Source organism: Phaeobacter sp. CAU 1743 (genome assembly GCF_039839315.1).
In the GTDB taxonomy this organism is placed as follows: Bacteria; Pseudomonadota; Alphaproteobacteria; order Rhodobacterales; family Rhodobacteraceae; genus Phycobacter; species Phycobacter gallaeciensis_A.
The window spans coordinates 18474-35729 of the sequence record NZ_JBDOQR010000030.1 but is presented as its reverse complement, the minus strand read 5'-3'; the positions used below and the strand labels follow the sequence as shown (position 1 = coordinate 35729).

Sequence of the window (17256 nt, the reverse complement as noted above, 5' to 3'; positions counted from 1 at the left end):
ATGCAGAATACTTGCTCAGGTAGTCTACGAGAAAGTGACAGCAAGTTCTAATCTCTGCACTTAATCCGCCCATGATTTATGATAATGGGTTGCAGGGCGGACACCTAAAGGAGACACCCATGCGCTACATGATGTCCTACGACCTGATGGAAACGACCCGGAACATGAACCAGTGGCTGGGGGCGACCGCATTGTCGATGGCATCCTATCCGGCGTTTTCCGCGATCCCCAATCCGGCGCTCAACTGGCTGGCCGCATGGGGTGAGGTCACGGAGCGCACCTTTCAGCGCATGGTTGCCCGGCCCGACTGGGGCATCGGCACCTTCACCTGTGAAGACGGCAAGGACCATACCGTCGAAATCGACACGGTTCTGGAACGCCCCTTTGGCGATCTGATCCATTTCCGTGTCGTCGGCCGCGAAGTGCAGCCGCGCAAGGTGCTGCTGGTGGCGCCGATGTCCGGACACTACGCAACCCTGCTGCGCTCGACGGTCAAAAGCCTGGTGGAGAACTGCGAGGTCTATGTCACCGACTGGCACAACGCCCGGGACATCCCGGTCTCCGCTGGCAAGTTCGACATCGAGGATTACACCCTTTATCTGGTGGATTTCATGCGCGAGATGGGTCCTGAAACCCATGTCATCGCCGTCTGCCAGCCCGCCCCGCTGACCCTCGCCGCCACCGCCTATCTGGCCGAGCAGGACCCCGAGGCGCAGCCGTCCTCCCTGACCCTGATCGGTGGCCCGGTGGACCCGGATGCAACGCCGACCGAAGTCACCGATTTCGGCCGCCGCGTCACCATGGGCCAGCTTGAGGAGACCATGATCCAGCGGGTCGGTTTCAAATACGCAGGCGTCGGCCGCAAGGTCTATCCGGGCCTGTTGCAACTCTCGTCCTTCATGTCGATGAACATGGACCGCCACTCCAAAGCCTTCATGGATCAGATCCAGCGGGTCAGCAGCGGCGAAGCCTCTGATCACGACGCCCATAACCGGTTCTATGACGAATATCTGGCGGTGATGGACATGACTGCGGAATTCTACCTGTCGACCGTGGACCGCGTGTTCAAGAAAGGCGAGATCGCCAAGAACGAATTCGTCGTCGATGGTCACAAGGTCGATATCGGAAAGATCACCGATGTGGCGGTCAAGACCGTCGAAGGCGCCAATGATGACATCTCCGCCCCCGGCCAATGTATCGCGGCGCTGGACCTTTGCACCGGCCTGCCGGATTCGAAAAAGGCCAGCCATGTGGAACCGGGCGCCGGTCACTACGGGATCTTTGCGGGCCGCAGCTGGCGCAACAACATCCGGCCATTGGTGATTGAATTCATGAATGCCAACAGCCGTCCAAAGGGTAAGGCAAAGCGGAGCAAACCCAAGATCGCAGCGGTCTGATCCGATGGCGTCAGAGCAGGACCATTCAGGCCGCGCCTTCTCCTGTTCTTGCGGGACAATGCAGGGATACATCACGCCAGAGGCACTGAAGTCCGGAACCCATATCGCCTGTTTCTGCGCCGATTGCCGTGCCAACGAGCTCTATCACCACAGGCCGGATCCTGCCCCGGGTCCGGTGGCGCTCTTCCAGATGTCGCCGGATGGCATCCACATCACCCAAGGCGCGGAGGAACTGCGCCTGATGCGGCTCAGCCCCAAGGGGTTGTTTCGCTGGTACGCAGGCTGCTGCGGCATGCCCTTCGCCAACACGCTTGAGAAACCCGGCCTGCCCTTCGCCGGGATGCGTACCAATCTGTTCGCCCAGCCTGAGATTTTCGGCAAGATCCGCACCCGCGCCTTTGAACCCCAGCCGGGCAGACCGCCCCGCACCAAGGGCGCCGGAACGATGGTCTATGCCCTGTTCCGCCGCATGATCACCGCGCGCCTGTCCGGCAAGTGGAAAGAGACTCCTTTCTTTGACATTGAAACAGGCCGCCCAGTGAGCGAACCAATCGTGCTGAGCAAGGCAGACCGAGACGCCCTGACACAGGGCTGAAGCCCCCCTCACCCCACATCGATAGTCTGCCGGGAACGCCGGATCAGGCCTGATGGGCCGCGTCCGGCGCGCGAGACAACCAGTACAGCAGCGCCCGGCTCACCGCCTCGGGCTGCTCGAGCACCGGCAGATGCCCTGCACCAGAGATCACCTCCAGCTCTGCATGCGGGATCAGGTCGGCCAGAAATTCATGCCGTTTGACGGGCGTCAGGCGATCATATTCGCCGCACAGGATCAGCGTCGGGACATGACAGCGCCGGGCCACGCCCTGCTGATCCATGCGCCGCTGCAAGGCCCGGCTTTGCGCGACGAACAGATCGCTGCCCAGATGCATCCCCATCTGCCGCACCGTGTTCAGAACCTCCAGCCGCCCAGGTCCGGGCGCCAGGCAATCCGCAGGCAGGGCCTTGGCGAGCATCTCTTCCAGCCGTCCGGTGCGGGCCGCCACGATCATCGGCTCCCGTTCGGCGGCCTGCGCCGGAGTTTCCGCCAGAGGCGTCGTGTCCATCAGGCACAGGCGGCTGACCCGATCCGGCGCACGGCGCAGGATCTCAAGCGCGATAATCCCGCCCATGGACAGCCCGGCCAAGGCAAACCGTTCGGGCAGCATGTTCAGGATGTGCGCGGCAATCGCCTCAATCCGGTCACCGCCCAGCAGTGGCGCCACCGTGACCGGCAGATAGGCCGAAAGCGCCTCGATCTGCGGTGCAAAGACGCGCGCATCGCACATCATCCCGGGCAGCAGCACCAGAGGTTCTGATCCAAGCTGGGCCGAAGCATCCGGGGAGGTGGTGTATTGCATCTGCGGTGCCTCGCTGTTCTGCGCCCTGCAGTCTGCCGCAAGGTCACACAGGTCTCATACTGCAACTTTGTAGAGAGTTTTTTGAAATTGCAAGAAGTTAGAGGTCAATTAGAGATCAATCCGCCTCGGGAAATCCATTCCAGCGAAAGGCGCCATCTTCAGACAGGGGCGAAAACGGATTATGGGCGATTTCCCAGATATGGCCATCCGGCGCGCGGAAGTACCCGATGTATCCGCCCCAGAACACCTCGCCCGCGGGGCGCAGCACCTCTGCCCCCGCAGTTCTGGCGGCCTCCATCAGCACGTCCACCTCTTCGGCGCTGCGGGTGTTGTGGCTTAGCGTCATCGCCCCGGTCCCCAGCGCCTCTACCGGCAGACCGATATCCTCGGCCAGCTTTTCAATCGGATAAAGGCCCAGCGTCTGCGAAATCAGATCGAAGGCAACAACCCCATCCGGGCTTTGCGCCCTTTGCCAGCCGAGCGCCTCGTAAAAAGACGTCGCCACCTCCATATCCGGCACCCCCAGGGTGATCAGGCTAATCCTCTGTTCCATCACTTCACCTCCAGATCGGCCAGCCAGGACAGGATATCCTCAACGGCGGCCTCGGTTTGGCCCGGCGACATGATATCCCCGGCCATGACATGCGCATAGGGATCATCACCAGGGCCGGGCGTGTGGTTCTTCACCTCGACCGGCCCGCCCCAGCGCGCCGCCACTCCAGTGGTCAAATCCGGGCGGACCACGCGGTCCTGCAGGGAATACCAGAAAAGCGCCGGAATCTGCGCCTTCTCCACTGGCAACGCCATCACCGCGCGCACCAGCGCCGCCATCGGCACCGCCGCCACGGATGGGTAAGAGGTGGTCCAGAACCGACCATGTTCCGGGCTGCGCGCCGGAAATTTGCGTTCTTTCCCTACCAGTAGCGGCAGCCAATAGCGCGCAGCGGGCCAGGTTAGCAGCGGCGCTGCCGGATGATTGACGCCGTAGTTCGGGGAAATCATTGCGAGCCCCACCAGATCCTGCGAGAGCGCCGGATCAAGCGCCGCGGCGGTCATCAACGTCGCCCCTGTTGAGGTGGCGATCACCACCACCCGGTCGCCGACCGCACGCGCCGCCGCCAGGGCCTCGGCCACATCCTGCATCCAATCGTTGACCGTTGGTTCGGCCATCGCCGCGCCGGGGCGCCCATGGCCCGCCAGCCGGGTATAGACAAGGTTCGCACCCAGCGCCGCCGCAACCCGATCCGGCACCGGGCGGATTTCCTCGGAGGTGGCAGAGAAGCCGTGGATATAGACCACCGACAGCGGCGTTCGCACTTCGGGCTGTCCGGCCCAGATCACCCGTTTTTCCGCACCGGGCGTGATATCGGAATAGGCGCTTTCGACGGTTTCGAAATAGACACCGACCCCTTCGCCAAAACGGCGCGGCTCGAAAGAGGCTGAAAGGTCCACCGGTTCATAAGGCCCAAAGGCCCAGAGCGCCGCCCCGGCGGCCGACAGGGCCAACCCGGCGCGGACCAGCCATTTTGCCCCCCGCCGTATCATGAAACGCCAAGCACCTCTTCCAGCGCCGCCTCGATCAGCTTCAGGCAGGCCTCATCGGAAAACCGGTGGTCTGCATCCTTGACCAGCGTCAGCCGCATATCGGCGCATTCCGCATGATCGAGCAGCCGCAGCGCGGTCTCGGTGGAGACGGCAGTATCGGCGGTGCCCTGCAGGCAGCGCACCGGGAAAGGCAACGCCAGCGGGCTGCGCAGGACCAGGCGGGTGCGCCCATCCTCGATCATCCGTTGGGAAATGCGGTAGGGTTCCATGTAATCACTGGGCAGCTCCACATAACCCTGCGCGTCGAGTTCGGCCTTCTGCGCATCGGTGAAACTCGCCCAGTATCCATCCTCGGTGAAATCCGGCGCTGCAGCGATGGTGACCATCCCGGCGATGCGTTCGGGTACGGCGCGCGCCAGAAGCAGCGCCTGCCAGCCGCCCATGGAGGAACCAACCGGGACGATGGGCCCTTCGGTCAGCGCCGCAACGGCCGCCAGCGTGTCTTCGTGCCAATCGCCAATGCAGCCATCCTCGAAGGTTTCCGAGCTTTCCCCGTGACCCGAATAGTCAAACCGCAGAAAGGCGCGCCCCCGCGCCTGCGCCCAGGCCTCCAGATGGATGGCCTTGGTGCCTTCCATGTCGGATTTCAGCCCGCCAAGGAATACGATCACCGGCCCCGCACCCTCGGTCTTGTGATAGGCGATGCGCCGCCCTTGGGGCGTCTCCAGATAGTTGGCCGTCATCTCGCGTGTCCTTCTGTCATGTCTTTCGCCATTCCTCTGCCATGTCGTGGCGCCATATGCAAAACCCGCCATCCACCGGCGGGCGGGCTTATATGCTAAGCGCGAGAATGCGGGAAATCTCTGCCAGCGGCCGCCCCGACTGCGCCTGCCATGTATTGAATGCCTCCTGCGCCGCCAGCATGGCCTTTCTTGATCCCGGCGGGCCCGATATCCCCCCTTCAGCGACAAGACGGGCGACCACGTCTTTGGTAGAGACATAGCCATCGCGCCCCATCTGCCGCAGGACATAGCCGCCGGTGGTGCCGCCCAACCGGGACCCTTCGGATTTGAGCCACAATAGCAGTTCCCCAAACCGGTCATCCGGCCAGTCGGCGATCTTGCGGCCAAAACCACCCGCCTCTGCCGAGACCTCTTGAATGAAAACCGCGTTTTCCTGAATGGCGCGCAGTTTCGGGGCGTTGCGAATGATCCGCTTGTCCTGCAACAGCGCATCAAACCATTCATCGGACATCAGTGCCACGCGCCCCACCTCGAACCCCTCGAAGGCGGCAACGATATCGTCCTCTTTGGCCTCGATCATCTTTGTGTTCATGCCGGTCGAAAAGATCCGCATCGCCATGGCCTGCAGCCAGATTGCATCCGGGATCTCTGCCACCTCCGCCTTGGGGCGGATCGTCGGCAGCATGGCCGCAATTGCCTCGGGGCCGCCATGGCGATCCGCCGCCAAGTCCAATATCTCTTCAAAACTATGCATGGTGCTCTTTCTAATCGGGCAATCGGACAAAACACACGGGGATCGTGGCCCCGCGCCCGTCAAAAGGCAAGAATGGAAAGAAAACCAATATGCTCTGGCCTCCTCGCCGTTGTCAGAGGTGGCACAATGACAGTCCGCAGTGGTTGACAGCGCCAGCGCCTCAGTCAAAAAGGGGCACAGACACCATAACCCGCAACCGGGCGTTCAGTGGGCGCCAAACCGACGAGGAGCAGCCGATATGGCCCAGATCTCTCTCACCCTTCCCGATGGCAATTCACGATCCTATGACGCAGGCGTAACCCCTGCCGAAGTGGCTGCCGATATTTCGACCTCGCTGGCCAAGAAAGCAATTTCGGCCACTGTCGATGGCAAGCATTGGGATCTGCAATGGCCCATCGAGGCCGACGCCTCCATTGCCCTGCACACCATGAAGGACGAAGAGCAGGCGAATGAACTGATCCGTCACGATCTGGCGCATATCATGGCGCGCGCGGTGCAGGAAATCTGGCCCGAGACCAAGGTCACCATCGGCCCGGTGATCGAAAACGGCTGGTACTATGACTTCGACCGCGCCGAACCCTTCACCCCCGAAGACCTTGGCGCCATCGAAAAGAAGATGAAGGAAATCATCAACAAGCGCGAACCCGTGACCACCGAGGTCTGGGACCGCGAACGTGCGGTGAAATTCTACGAAGCCAACAACGAGCCCTACAAGGTCGAGCTGATCGATGCCATTCCGGGCGACGAGCCGCTGCGCATGTACTGGCACGGCCACTGGCAGGATCTCTGCCGGGGTCCGCACCTTCAGCACACCGGACAGGTGCCGGGCGATGCCTTCAAACTGATGTCCATCGCAGGCGCCTATTGGCGCGGCGACAGCGACCGCGCCATGCTGCAGCGGATCTATGGCGTCGCCTTCACCGGCAAGGAAAAGCTGAAAGCCTACCTCACCATGCTTGAGGAAGCTGCCAAGCGCGACCACCGCAAGCTGGGCCGCGAGATGGACCTCTTTCACATGCAGGAAGAGGCCCCCGGTCAGGTGTTCTGGCACCCGAACGGCTGGAAGGTTTACACCACCCTGCAGGACTACATGCGCCGTCAGCAGGAACGCGGCGGCTATGTCGAGGTGAACACGCCGCAGGTCGTTGACCGCAAACTGTGGGAAGCCTCGGGGCACTGGGACAAGTACCAGGAAAACATGTTCATCGTCGAAGTGGACGAGGACCATGCCCGGGAAAAGGCCGTAAACGCGCTGAAACCGATGAACTGCCCCTGCCACGTGCAGGTATTCAATCAGGGTCTGAAATCCTATCGCGATCTGCCGCTGCGCATGGCCGAGTTCGGCTCCTGTGCGCGCTATGAACCCTCTGGGGCGCTGCACGGCATCATGCGGGTGCGCGGCTTTACACAGGACGACGGCCACATCTTCTGCACCGAGGATCAGATCGAAAGCGAAACTGCGCGTTTCATCGACTTCCTGTCGAAGATCTACGCCGACCTTGGCTTCCACGACTGGACCATCAAACTGTCGACCCGCCCCGAGAAACGCATCGGCAGCGACGAAAGCTGGGACTTCGTGGAAAAAGCGCTTGGCGATGCCTGCAAGGCGGCCGGCTATGATTTCGAGATCCTCGAAGGCGAAGGCGCCTTTTATGGTCCCAAGTTGGAATTCACCCTGACCGATGCCATCGGCCGGAACTGGCAGTGCGGTACGCTTCAGGTGGACCCCAACCTGCCCGAACGCCTCGAAGCGACCTATGTGGGTCAGGACGGCGCCAAGCATCGTCCCTTCATGCTGCACCGCGCAACGCTCGGCTCCTTCGAACGTTTCATCGGCATCCTGATCGAGGAACACGCGGGCAAGCTGCCGTTCTGGCTGGCGCCGCGTCAGGTGGTTGTCGCTTCCATCACCTCGGAAGCCGATGATTACGTTGCAGAAGTGGTGGAAACGCTAAAAGCCGCAGGCGTGCGCGCCGAGGCGGACATCCGCAACGAGAAGATCAACTACAAGGTCCGCGAACATTCGCTGGGCAAGGTGCCGGTGATTCTGGCGGTCGGCCACCGCGAGGTCGAAGAGCGCACCGTTTCCGTGCGGCGCCTCGGTGAAAAACAGACGAAGGTCGAAACCCTCGCCGATGTAACAAAATCGTTGGGCCTTGAGGCCACGCCGCCGGATCTGCTGTAACAATTGCGGCTACCGCTATCAAAAACCGGCTCCCAATCGGGGGCCGGTTTTCATTTTATAGTTGATTAACGTTCCCAATCAGATGGTTAAACACTACCAGACTGTCACACTTCCTGACGCCCGCGTGACACACAGCCTCGTGAATTTAAAGACCTCCGGACCTGGGTTAGGGTTTTCACGTACCCCAAGGGTATACTCGATATACCGCAAAACCCGTTGAGGAGGACTTCATATGTCGAACCACGCAAAATCCCTCGCCGTCGCCAGCGCGGTTGCCGCTGCCCTGACCGCTGCAACCACCATGCCTGCCGCTGCGCAGAGCAAGGAAAAGTGCTACGGCATCTCCCTGGCCGGCCAGAACGATTGCGCCGCCGGCCCCGGCACCACCTGCGCGGGCAGCTCGGTCGTTGACTATCAGGGCAACGCCTGGACCCTGGTCGACGCAGGCACCTGCGCCGAAATCGAACTGCCGGAAATGGCAGACGGCACCGCGCGCAAAGGCTCGCTTGAGCCGCTGGAACGCGACCTGCCCGCATAATAATTGATTTCGTGAAGGGCGCGCGCCTGCCCGCCCTTCACATTTTCGCCCCGCCCCAAGCCACGACCAGACGAGCAGGACACGCCATGCTGGACGCCGTACTTCCCAACCAACTGCCGACGACCCCCGGCGTGGGGTACAAGCCGCAGCATTTTGACGCCCTGATCCGGTCTGTGACGGATGAACACGGCCCCGGACCAGTGCGCTGGCTGGAAATCCATGCCGAGAATTACATGGGCGACGGCGGACGCCCTATCGCGCAGCTGCGTCATCTGGCCGAACGGTTTGCCATTTCCGTGCACGGCGTGGGCCTGTCGATTGGTGGTGAAGCGCCGCTGGACCGTGACCACCTTGCGCGGTTGAAAAAGCTGGTGAACTGGCTGATCCCGGCGAGCTTCTCTGAGCATCTGGCGTGGTCCACCCATGACAGCCATTTCCTGAACGATCTGCTCCCCCTGCCCTATACTACAGAGACGCTAGAGCGGATCTGCGATCACATCGACCAACTGCAGACCACCATCGGACGCAGCATGCTGCTGGAAAATCCCTCCAGCTATCTCGCCTTTGATGAAAGCGACTGGTCCGAGCCGGAATTTCTGGCCGAAATCAGCCGCCGCACGGGCTGCGGTCTGCTGCTGGACGTCAACAACGTCTTTGTCTCAGCGACCAATCTCGGGTTCTCGCCCACCGGATATATCGACGCCTTCGCGCTCGATAAGGTTGGCGAAATCCATCTGGGCGGGCACGACGAAGATGAAGACGATCACGGCGCGCCACTGCTGATCGACAGCCACGGGCGCGAAGTTGTGGACCCTGTCTGGTCTCTGCTCGACTACACCTTGGCCAAATCCGGTCCCAAACCTGTTCTGATCGAATGGGACACAGATGTGCCGGACTGGCCCATTCTGCGGAACGAGGCAATGCGCGCGGATCAGGCCCTGTCGAAAGTTGCCCCGGCACAGGTGGCAAGATGAAACTGTCGCAAACAGGTTTTGTCAGCGCCTTGCTGGCGCCGGATGCCCCGATTCCGGATGGGCTGTCGGATGGTGTTGGCCGTCCGGCTGGTCGCCGGTTTTCGGTCTACCGCAACAATGTGGCGGCCTCTCTGACAGAAGCCCTGCACGAAGGGTTCCCGGCGATCGCGGGCCTTTTGGGCAAGGAGAACATGGACGGGCTTGCCGGGCTTTACTTTCGCAAGCACCCGCCCGCCTCGCCCCTGATGATGCATTTCGGCGGCGATTTCCCTGATTTTCTGGCCGGGATGCAGCAACTGAACCATCTGGGCTACTTGCCCGATGTGGCCCGTCTCGAACTTGCGCTGCGCCGCTCCTACCACGCAGCCGACGCAACGCCCGCCGCACGGGATGCGCTGGCCGGGATGTCCCCTGATGTGCTGATGTCACTGAAGGTGGGAATTGCCCCGGCGGTGGAACTGCTGCGCTCCGACTGGCCGCTGCATGACATCTGGCGTTTCGCCACGCAGCCCGACGCCCCCAAACCCCGAGCCGAGGCGCAGGACGTGCTGATTACCCGGCCCGAATTCGATCCCATCGCCCAGCCGCTGCACCCCGGCGGCGCTGATTGGATCGACGCCCTGATCCAGGGTCAAAGCATCGGGGCAGCCTATGAGGCGGCCCTGCAAGCGAGCCCTGATTTTGACCTCTCCCAACCGTTGACCCTGCTCTTAGAGGGCGGCGGGCTGACCGATCTTATGATCTCATGACATAAAGGAAAACCAATGCGTTCTGTTGTTTCGCTCCACAACGCGGTCTTCGGCCTCATCGAAACCGCGGGAAGCTGGCTGTTGCCTGCCCTCACCCGTTTCGTCTTTGCTGCAACCCTTCTGATGTACTTTTGGGTCTCCGGCGTCACCAAGCTGGGTGATGGCATTTTGGGCCTGTTCAGCCCCTCCATGGGCGCCTATGCGCAGATCTTCCCGAAGCAATTCGAAGCCGTCGGCTATGACGTGTCACAGCTCGGCGCATTCCACTGGCTGGTCGTCATGGCAGGCACCTGGGCTGAATTCATCCTGCCGCTGCTGCTGATCATCGGCCTGTTCACCCGTCTTGCCGCGCTTGGCATGATTGGCTTTGTCGTGGTGCAGTCCCTGACCGATATCTACGGTCACAACGGCACCGATCCGAAGACACTTGGCGCCTGGTTCGACCGCTTCCCGGACGGCATCATCCTGGATCAACGTCTGCTGTGGGTCTTCCTGCTCAGCGTACTGGTGATCAAAGGTGCCGGCGCCCTGTCGCTTGATGCAGTGCTGCGCCGTAAATTCGCGGCGACCGATCCGGCCTGATCTCAACCGAAATCGTCACGCGTCATTCCCGCCATCCCCGCCAAAAACGGGGATGGCGTTTTTCGTTACCTTATTCGGGCAAAAGCGCCTGCTGAACGCTCTTGTCCCAGCCAAGGTACAGCTTGCCGTCAATTTCGATCAGGGGCCGTTTCATCAGCGCCGGATGCGCGCGCAGCAGATCAAGCGCCGGGGTTTCCCGTTCAGCGTCGCTGAGCCCCCGCCATGTGGTTGAGCGCGTATTGACCAGTTTGCCTTCAAATTCAGCATAGGCGCGCTCCAGAACATCATCCGGCACACCATCGGCCCTGACATCCACCAGTGTAGCCTCTGGCAAGAGTTTCAGTGCCTTACGGCAAGTATCACAGTTCTTCAGTCCAAAAAGCTGCATCGTATCATTCTCTTTCGCTTTGGATCGTTTCCCGTAATTTACGGAAGATTTTGAGGTCTGGTCTTGATTTTTTGTTCACGCATGTAACAGTCGGACTTGCCTAGACATTTTTCGGATGCCGTATAGCTCCTCACGCAGCATTGTCCGGCGCCGAAGAAAGGCAATTGTGAACGCCTTGGCAATATCCGGGGCGCGTATAAGGTAGAAGGAGACACGGAACATGCCAAGTGGCACCGTGAAATGGTTCAATAACACAAAGGGTTACGGATTTATCGAACCCGACACAGGCGGCAAGGATGTCTTTGTTCACATCTCTCAGGTCGAACGTTCCGGATTAAAGGGACTCTCTGACAATATGAAAGTCGGTTACGAGTTGACTGAAGGTCGCGATGGCCGACAGATGGCCGGTGAAATCACCGAACTCTGACGGGGGTGAGGCGGCGCGCACCGGCACGCCGATCCACGCGACACCTCACCGGGCCATCTTATCGTCTGAGGTACTCCACCAAAGCGCAGGCCGGATCTGCCGTCCGTAAGGCGGTGGTTCCGATCGGGTTCCAATCCGCCTCGCTGAAATTGGGGAAGAACGTATCAGCGCCTTCGACGGCAACATCGACTTCGGTGATCAGCAGGCGATCAGCCAGCCCCATCATCGCAGCATAGATCCCGGCGCCGCCGATGCCATAGACGCGCCGGTATCCCTGTGCATAGGCCATATCGATGGCCTCCCCGATCGAGGCGCAGACGGTATCCGCTGCGGCAGGATCTGATGACACAACGATATTCAGGCGGTTTTTCAGCGGCTTGAACGGCAGGCTGTCCCAGGTCCGGCGCCCCATCACGATGGCACCGCCCAGTGTTTCACGCTGAAACGCCTTCAGATCCTCGGGCGCGTGCCAGGGTATCGTGTTGTCCTTGCCAATGGCGCCATCTCGGGCGCGGGCCGCGATCAGTGTAATCATCTCTGCTGCCCCCGTTAAACCGCGACCGGCGCCTTGATGGCCGGATCGGGATCGTAGTTCAGGAATTCAAAGTCCTCGTAGCGGAAGTCGAAAATCGATTTCACGTCCCGTTTGATCCGCAGCTGCGGCAGGGGTTTCGGCGTCCGCGACAGCTGCTCCTGCACCTGATCCATATGGTTTGCATAGATATGCGCATCCCCCATGGTGTGAATAAAATCGCCGACCTCATAGCCAGTCACATGCGCCAGCATCGCCTGCAACAGCGCGTAGGAGGCGATATTGAACGGCACGCCCAGGAACATGTCCGCCGAGCGCTGATAGAGTTGCAGATGGAGCTTACCGCCCAGGATCCGCACCTGCCACAGGGTATGGCATGGCGGCAGCGCCATATCCGGCACATCGCCCGGGTTCCAGGCCGACACGATCAGGCGGCGGCTGTCGGGCGAGGTTTCGATCATCTTCACCAGATCCGCGATCTGATCGACACTGCCCGCGCGATAGAGGGCTTCGTCCCCCGTGGTTCCGGGCACCAGATCCAGACGCGGGAAACGGCGCCACTGATAGCCATAGACCGGCCCCAGATCGCCATTCTCATCCGCCCATTCATCCCAGATCGACACCCCGTTGTCCTTCAGGTAGCCGATGTTGGTATCCCCGGAGAGGAACCACAAAAGTTCGTGAATGATCGAGCGCAGGTGTAGCTTCTTGGTGGTGACCAGCGGGAAGCCGTCGGCCAGAGAGTAGCGCGCCTGCATGCCGAAACAGGACAGCGTCCCGGTCCCGGTCCGGTCGCTGCTGCGGGTGCCGTTCTCCAGAATGTGGCGCAAGGCGTCGTGATATTGCTGCAAAGGTCGTCCCCTCCCCGGCCGCGCCCGGTTGCCGGGCTGTTTCGCCTTTGGTCATACCCGTTGCACCGGCTCGCGCCAAGGCCTTGCGCCCCAGCGCTTGCTGCCAACACCCCAAAGACGAACTATGGCATTCAGGCCAGCCCCGCCGACAAAGTTTTCCCCATCCCGCAAATCCGTTGACTTTTTGGGACCTGCGGCAAATTGTGAGAAAAAACCGCCCAGAAGTTCGAGCAGAGGCAGGCACATCATGAATAAGATTACTGGCGCATTTATTGCGGCGCTTGCGCTATCGGCGTGCGGCAACGGGAATCCGTTCACCGAAGACACGACTGATAACGGCGGCGACACAGGCACCGACACAGGAACGGATACCGGTATCGACGGGGACGGCCGCCCACCGGGGACCCCCTCCCCGACCGCTGACACCTCGATCTTCCGCCGCGAAGGTACCAGCACCGAAGACGCCTATATCGGCAATGGCTACGCCACCGAAATTAGCTATGACAGCGACAACGATACGTTTTCGGTCGACAACCTCGCCTTTGATGGCGACGGCACCTATGCCCGCGGCACCGCCGTCAGCAGCCTTGGCCCCTTTGCGGTTTACGAGGCCGACGCCCAGTACAGCGACATCACCGACAACGAGCCGATCAACCAGTTTACCCACCGGGCGATTTACGGCGTCAGCACATCGGGCAACAGCAAATTCGCCATTGTCCGCACAGGCGCCTATGCCGATTATGGCTTTGGCGGCTTCGTCTATCAGCGCGATAACTCCGTCACCCTGCCCAGCAGCGGACAGGCCCAGTACAACGGTTCCCTGGCCGGCCTACGGGACTACAACGGCGCCGCGGGATTGGAATACACCACCGCCGACGTGCAGATCGCCATCGACTTTGACGACTTTAACCCGGCGACCGGCGGGCGCGGCGATGCGGTGAGGGGCAGCCTGACCAACCGGACCATCTACGACACAGACGGCAATGACATCACCAATGACGTGATCAACCGGATCAACGTTGACAAGAACCTGACGCTATCCAGCATTCCGGTTGCTATCTTCGATGTCGGCCCGAACAATCTTGATGACAACGGCGAAATCATAGGCACCCTGCAAAGCACATATGTCGATCCAAACGGCGTGCGCCAGACTTATGAAACCGGCAATTACTACGCGGTGGTCTCGGGCGACAATGCCGAGGAAATCGTCGGCGTCGTAGTGCTGGAAAACTCGCTTGACCCGGCTGCAAATTCCGTCCGCGAGACGGGTGGCTTCATCGTCTACAATAACTGAGCCTGTGATGCCGCGCGTTCAGCCGCTCAGCCAAGGTCTGGGCAGGGCTGCACTGGTCCTGCTCTGCGCGACGGTTTCGGCCTCTTTCGGGGCCGTGACCACGGCTGCGCCTTCGGGTGAAACGGTGCTGACCCCGGCTCAGATGCGCGCTGCGGCGACGCAGCTCCTGAAGGTCAGCAATCCAAAACAGGCCATGGCCCTGGCAGAGGCGCTGATCTCACGCGACCCAGAGGACCGCACCGCGCTCCTCATCAAATCGCGGGCAGCGCGGGATCTGGGCGACTATCCCACCGCACGAAAAACAGCCAAACAAGCCTGGTCACTGGCCGAGACCGACAGCGACCGATACGCAGCCGCCCTGATCATGGCGCAAGCGCTGTCCTCGGGCGGGCAACGGACCATGGCGCAGTTCTGGCTGCGCCGCGCCGTGGAACATGCCCCGGACCAACAGCTGGAGCGCCGCGCAGTGCGCGATTTCCGCTATCTGCGCGCCAGCACCCCCTGGCTGCACCGGTTTTCCTTTTCGGTTTCTCCTGAATCCAACATCAACAACGGCTCCTCCGAGCGGTCCTCGTTCCTGAATTACGAACTGGCAGAGGTGCTGCTGGGACAGCCCGTCGAATTTGAACTGGGCGGCACCCAGATGGCGCTCTCTGGGATCGAATACGCCGTGGGCCTGCACTCTCGCTACCGGTTCCATGAAACCGCAACTCGGGCGCATGACGTCGCTTTCTCATTGGATGCGCGTAGTTATACCCTCTCTTCCGAAGCCAAGGCGCAGGCGCCCGGCGCCGAGGGCAACGACTTTGCCTTTGCCACCTATCAGATCGGCTATGGCCTGCGTGGCATCAATCTGGACCGTAGGGGCGAATTCCGCGTCGCCGCCGATCTGGGGCAAAGCTGGTACGGCGGTGAGGAATACGCCCGCTTCCTGCGCCTCTCTGCCGGGCAAAGCTACAAGCTGGACCGCAGCCGCCGGATCAACGCGCGCCTGTCGCATGAAATTCAGGACGGTGTCGCGACCAGCGACCAGGACACCTGGCGCGCAGATCTTTCCTACAGCTTCAAGCTGCCCTCTGGCGCAACGCTCTGGACCAACCTGTCTGTGGCCGGGGCAACGTCAAACTATGCCCCCGACGAATTTGAGGAGGTCGGCCTGCGCACCCAGCTGACGCTGGGCAAGCCGATCCTCGGCGCGACGGCGCAATTTGGTCTTTGGGGGCGGATCCGGGATTATGACGTCTCCCCGCACAGCCCGGACGGGCGCCACGATGACCGCTACCAGGCAGATGTCTCGCTCACCTTCAACAAGATTGATTACTACGGTTTCAACCCGACGGTCAGCATTTCAGCATCCAAGCTCGACAGCAATATCGGCCTCTATGAATCGCATCGCTTCGGCGTGAACTTCGGCATTCAGTCGGCTTTCTGACCCCCGCCCCCTCGACTTTCCGGACCTGAAGGTTACTGTCGGCCCGAACGTGATCAGATCAGGGAAAATCACATGCCCCTTACCTATTTGCACACTATGGTCCGCGTTAAGGACCTTGAGAAATCCATGGCCTTTTACAAGCTTCTGGGCCTTGTAGAGACGCGCCGCTATGACAGTGAGCAAGGCCGGTTCTCTCTCATCTTCCTCGCGCCTCCGGGTCAGGAAGATGCCCCGATCGAGCTGACCTACAACTGGGATGGTGACGACGGACTGCCGAGCGACAGCCGCCATTTCGGCCATCTCGCCTATGGCGTCGATAACATTTACGAGATGTGCCAGCACCTGATGGACAATGGCGTCACCATCAACCGCCCGCCGCGCGACGGGCGCATGGCCTTTGTGCGTTCCCCCGACAATATCTCGGTCGAGCTGCTGCAGAACGGTGAAGCTCTGGAACCGGCAGAGCCCTGGGCTAGTATGGAAAGCTCCGGGCATTGGTAAAGCCAGCAGCCCTCCGGCTGCTGGACCAGAGTACAGGAGCCGGTTCAGGACACCAGAACAGAACACGTGAAAAAGGCGGCCCCGTTCCCGGGGCCGCCTTTTTCTGTTTTTGTCGCCTTTATTGTCGCTCAGCGCCGCGGTGATCTGCGGGCAGCGCGTGTACCTCTTTACGCCCCCTGCCGTGTTCGGTCTGTCGGGGCCTTGATCTTTACTGGCTAAACACCGTTTCCCTTTGGGGCCATGTATTGATCTGTTGAGGCATTCTTGCCTGTGCGACACTCACCCTCGCGGCTGAGCTCCTGTAGGTCGCAAACGGTTCACTCTTGAATTCTTCAAGTCGGGGTTTTGGCTGCGTTTTACAGCCGTACTAGGGTCTTCTTAACAGGTAGATCGAGCAGCCTTTCTGGCTGCATGGCAGCGGCCTTGGACCAAACGGTCCAGCACCAAATCAGTAGATGTAGCGGATCTGGTCAGACCAGTAGCGCTCCACACGTTTCAGCGAGGCGGTAATGTCTGCAATACCCTCTCCGCTGATGACACCTTTGCCTTCCAGGCCTTCTGCGTGACGCGAGAACAGCCCCGCCACGATATCGCGGATTTCCCGGCCACGCGGCGTCAGACGCACACGCACCGACCGGCGGTCGATTTCGCAGCGCTGGTGATGCATGTATCCCATGTCGACCAGCTTTTTCAGGTTGTAGCTAACGTTGCTACCTTGATAGTAGCCACGCGTCTTCAGTTCGCCAGCGGTGACTTCATTGTCGCCGATGTTGAACAGTAATAGCGCCTGGACGGCGTTGATTTCCAGAACGCCTACGCGTTCAAATTCATCCTTGATCACATCCAGCAACAACCGGTGCAGACGTTCTACCAGCGCCAGTGCTTCAAGGTAGCCAGTCATGAACCCTTTTCGGTCCTGCTGGCCAATTGGCAATTCCATACTCATTCGCATCTCCGACTCGAATTT

General features: G+C 60.8%; 20 protein-coding genes. 11 read left to right on the top strand and 9 right to left on the bottom strand.

What is annotated here, in order from left to right; all coding sequences use genetic code 11:
* Positions 1–119: 119 nt before the first annotated feature.
* Both phaZ and AAFO90_RS13000 read left to right on the top strand, forming a co-directional pair.
* Positions 120–1397 carry a polyhydroxyalkanoate depolymerase gene (gene phaZ / locus AAFO90_RS13005; protein WP_065270700.1) on the top strand — a complete coding sequence of 426 codons (1278 nt, stop codon included), beginning with the start codon at positions 120–122 and terminating at the stop codon, positions 1395–1397.
* Between the two features lie 4 nt (positions 1398–1401).
* On the top strand, positions 1402–1992 hold the full coding sequence (locus AAFO90_RS13000) for a DUF6151 family protein (RefSeq protein WP_347509667.1): 591 nt from the start codon (positions 1402–1404) through the stop codon (positions 1990–1992).
* A 43-nt stretch (positions 1993–2035) separates the two neighbouring features.
* Here the strand turns inward: AAFO90_RS13000 and AAFO90_RS12995 are convergent, their stop codons facing one another.
* From AAFO90_RS12995 to AAFO90_RS12975, 5 genes are all read right to left on the bottom strand, one after another.
* On the bottom strand, positions 2036–2794 hold the full coding sequence (locus AAFO90_RS12995) for an alpha/beta fold hydrolase (protein WP_347509666.1): 759 nt from the start codon (positions 2792–2794) through the stop codon (positions 2036–2038).
* A 115-nt stretch (positions 2795–2909) separates the two neighbouring features.
* A complete protein-coding gene (locus AAFO90_RS12990) occupies positions 2910–3347 on the bottom strand; it encodes a VOC family protein (protein WP_274832542.1) in 438 nt (145 codons plus the stop codon).
* On the bottom strand, positions 3347–4339 hold the full coding sequence (locus AAFO90_RS12985; RefSeq protein WP_347509665.1) for an alpha/beta fold hydrolase: 993 nt from the start codon (positions 4337–4339) through the stop codon (positions 3347–3349). The genes AAFO90_RS12990 and AAFO90_RS12985 overlap by 1 nt, the downstream gene beginning before the upstream one ends.
* On the bottom strand, positions 4336–5082 hold the full coding sequence (locus AAFO90_RS12980; protein WP_347509664.1) for an alpha/beta hydrolase: 747 nt from the start codon (positions 5080–5082) through the stop codon (positions 4336–4338). The genes AAFO90_RS12985 and AAFO90_RS12980 overlap by 4 nt, the downstream gene beginning before the upstream one ends.
* Positions 5083–5170: 88 nt before the next feature.
* Positions 5171–5836: a DNA-3-methyladenine glycosylase I gene (locus tag AAFO90_RS12975; protein ID WP_347509663.1), complete on the bottom strand. Its 666-nt coding sequence runs from the start codon at positions 5834–5836 to the stop codon at positions 5171–5173.
* Between the two features lie 238 nt (positions 5837–6074).
* On the opposite strand from AAFO90_RS12975, the gene thrS reads away from it, so the two are divergent.
* The 5 genes from thrS (at position 6075) to AAFO90_RS12950 (ending at position 10864) form a co-directional block, all read left to right on the top strand.
* Positions 6075–8021, top strand: coding sequence for a threonine--tRNA ligase (gene thrS, locus AAFO90_RS12970; RefSeq protein WP_274828403.1), 1947 nt, complete (start codon positions 6075–6077; stop codon positions 8019–8021).
* 232 nt (positions 8022–8253) lie between these two features.
* The gene (locus AAFO90_RS12965) at positions 8254–8559 is read left to right on the top strand and encodes a DUF2282 domain-containing protein (RefSeq protein ID WP_065270710.1); all 306 of its coding nucleotides are present in this window, start codon (positions 8254–8256) and stop codon (positions 8557–8559) included.
* An 86-nt stretch (positions 8560–8645) separates the two neighbouring features.
* Entirely contained in the window at positions 8646–9533 is an 888-nt protein-coding gene (locus tag AAFO90_RS12960; protein ID WP_347509662.1) for a DUF692 domain-containing protein, read from the top strand.
* On the top strand, positions 9530–10282 hold the full coding sequence (locus AAFO90_RS12955; protein WP_347509661.1) for a DNA-binding domain-containing protein: 753 nt from the start codon (positions 9530–9532) through the stop codon (positions 10280–10282). The genes AAFO90_RS12960 and AAFO90_RS12955 overlap by 4 nt, the downstream gene beginning before the upstream one ends.
* 15 nt (positions 10283–10297) lie before the next feature.
* Positions 10298–10864 carry a DoxX family membrane protein gene (locus AAFO90_RS12950; RefSeq protein ID WP_274828400.1) on the top strand — a complete coding sequence of 189 codons (567 nt, stop codon included), beginning with the start codon at positions 10298–10300 and terminating at the stop codon, positions 10862–10864.
* A gap of 70 nt (positions 10865–10934) precedes the next feature.
* Here the strand turns inward: AAFO90_RS12950 and AAFO90_RS12945 are convergent, their stop codons facing one another.
* The gene (locus AAFO90_RS12945) at positions 10935–11252 is read right to left on the bottom strand and encodes an ArsC/Spx/MgsR family protein (protein ID WP_347509660.1); all 318 of its coding nucleotides are present in this window, start codon (positions 11250–11252) and stop codon (positions 10935–10937) included.
* A gap of 220 nt (positions 11253–11472) precedes the next feature.
* Here AAFO90_RS12945 and AAFO90_RS12940 point away from each other — a divergent pair, with 220 nt between their 5' ends.
* Positions 11473–11679: a cold-shock protein gene (locus tag AAFO90_RS12940; RefSeq protein ID WP_065270715.1), complete on the top strand. Its 207-nt coding sequence runs from the start codon at positions 11473–11475 to the stop codon at positions 11677–11679.
* Between the two features lie 58 nt (positions 11680–11737).
* Here AAFO90_RS12940 and AAFO90_RS12935 read toward each other — a convergent pair whose 3' ends face one another.
* Complete coding sequence (locus tag AAFO90_RS12935) at positions 11738–12214, bottom strand: dihydrofolate reductase (RefSeq protein WP_274835692.1); 477 nt, start codon at positions 12212–12214, stop codon at positions 11738–11740.
* A 14-nt stretch (positions 12215–12228) separates the two neighbouring features.
* Entirely contained in the window at positions 12229–13062 is an 834-nt protein-coding gene (locus AAFO90_RS12930; protein ID WP_347509658.1) for a thymidylate synthase, read from the bottom strand.
* Positions 13063–13309: 247 nt separating this feature from the next.
* Here AAFO90_RS12930 and AAFO90_RS12925 point away from each other — a divergent pair, with 247 nt between their 5' ends.
* The 3 genes from AAFO90_RS12925 (at position 13310) to AAFO90_RS12915 (ending at position 16289) form a co-directional block, all read left to right on the top strand.
* The gene (locus tag AAFO90_RS12925) at positions 13310–14356 is read left to right on the top strand and encodes a hypothetical protein (protein WP_347509657.1); all 1047 of its coding nucleotides are present in this window, start codon (positions 13310–13312) and stop codon (positions 14354–14356) included.
* Positions 14357–14363: 7 nt separating this feature from the next.
* Positions 14364–15788 (top strand): surface lipoprotein assembly modifier, encoded by a 1425-nt coding sequence (locus tag AAFO90_RS12920; RefSeq protein ID WP_347509656.1) that lies wholly within the window; start codon positions 14364–14366, stop codon positions 15786–15788.
* A gap of 72 nt (positions 15789–15860) precedes the next feature.
* A complete protein-coding gene (locus tag AAFO90_RS12915; protein WP_065270720.1) occupies positions 15861–16289 on the top strand; it encodes a VOC family protein in 429 nt (142 codons plus the stop codon).
* Positions 16290–16737: 448 nt separating this feature from the next.
* Here AAFO90_RS12915 and AAFO90_RS12910 read toward each other — a convergent pair whose 3' ends face one another.
* Complete coding sequence (locus AAFO90_RS12910) at positions 16738–17235, bottom strand: winged helix DNA-binding protein (RefSeq protein ID WP_197492335.1); 498 nt, start codon at positions 17233–17235, stop codon at positions 16738–16740.
* Positions 17236–17256 lie beyond the last annotated feature (21 nt).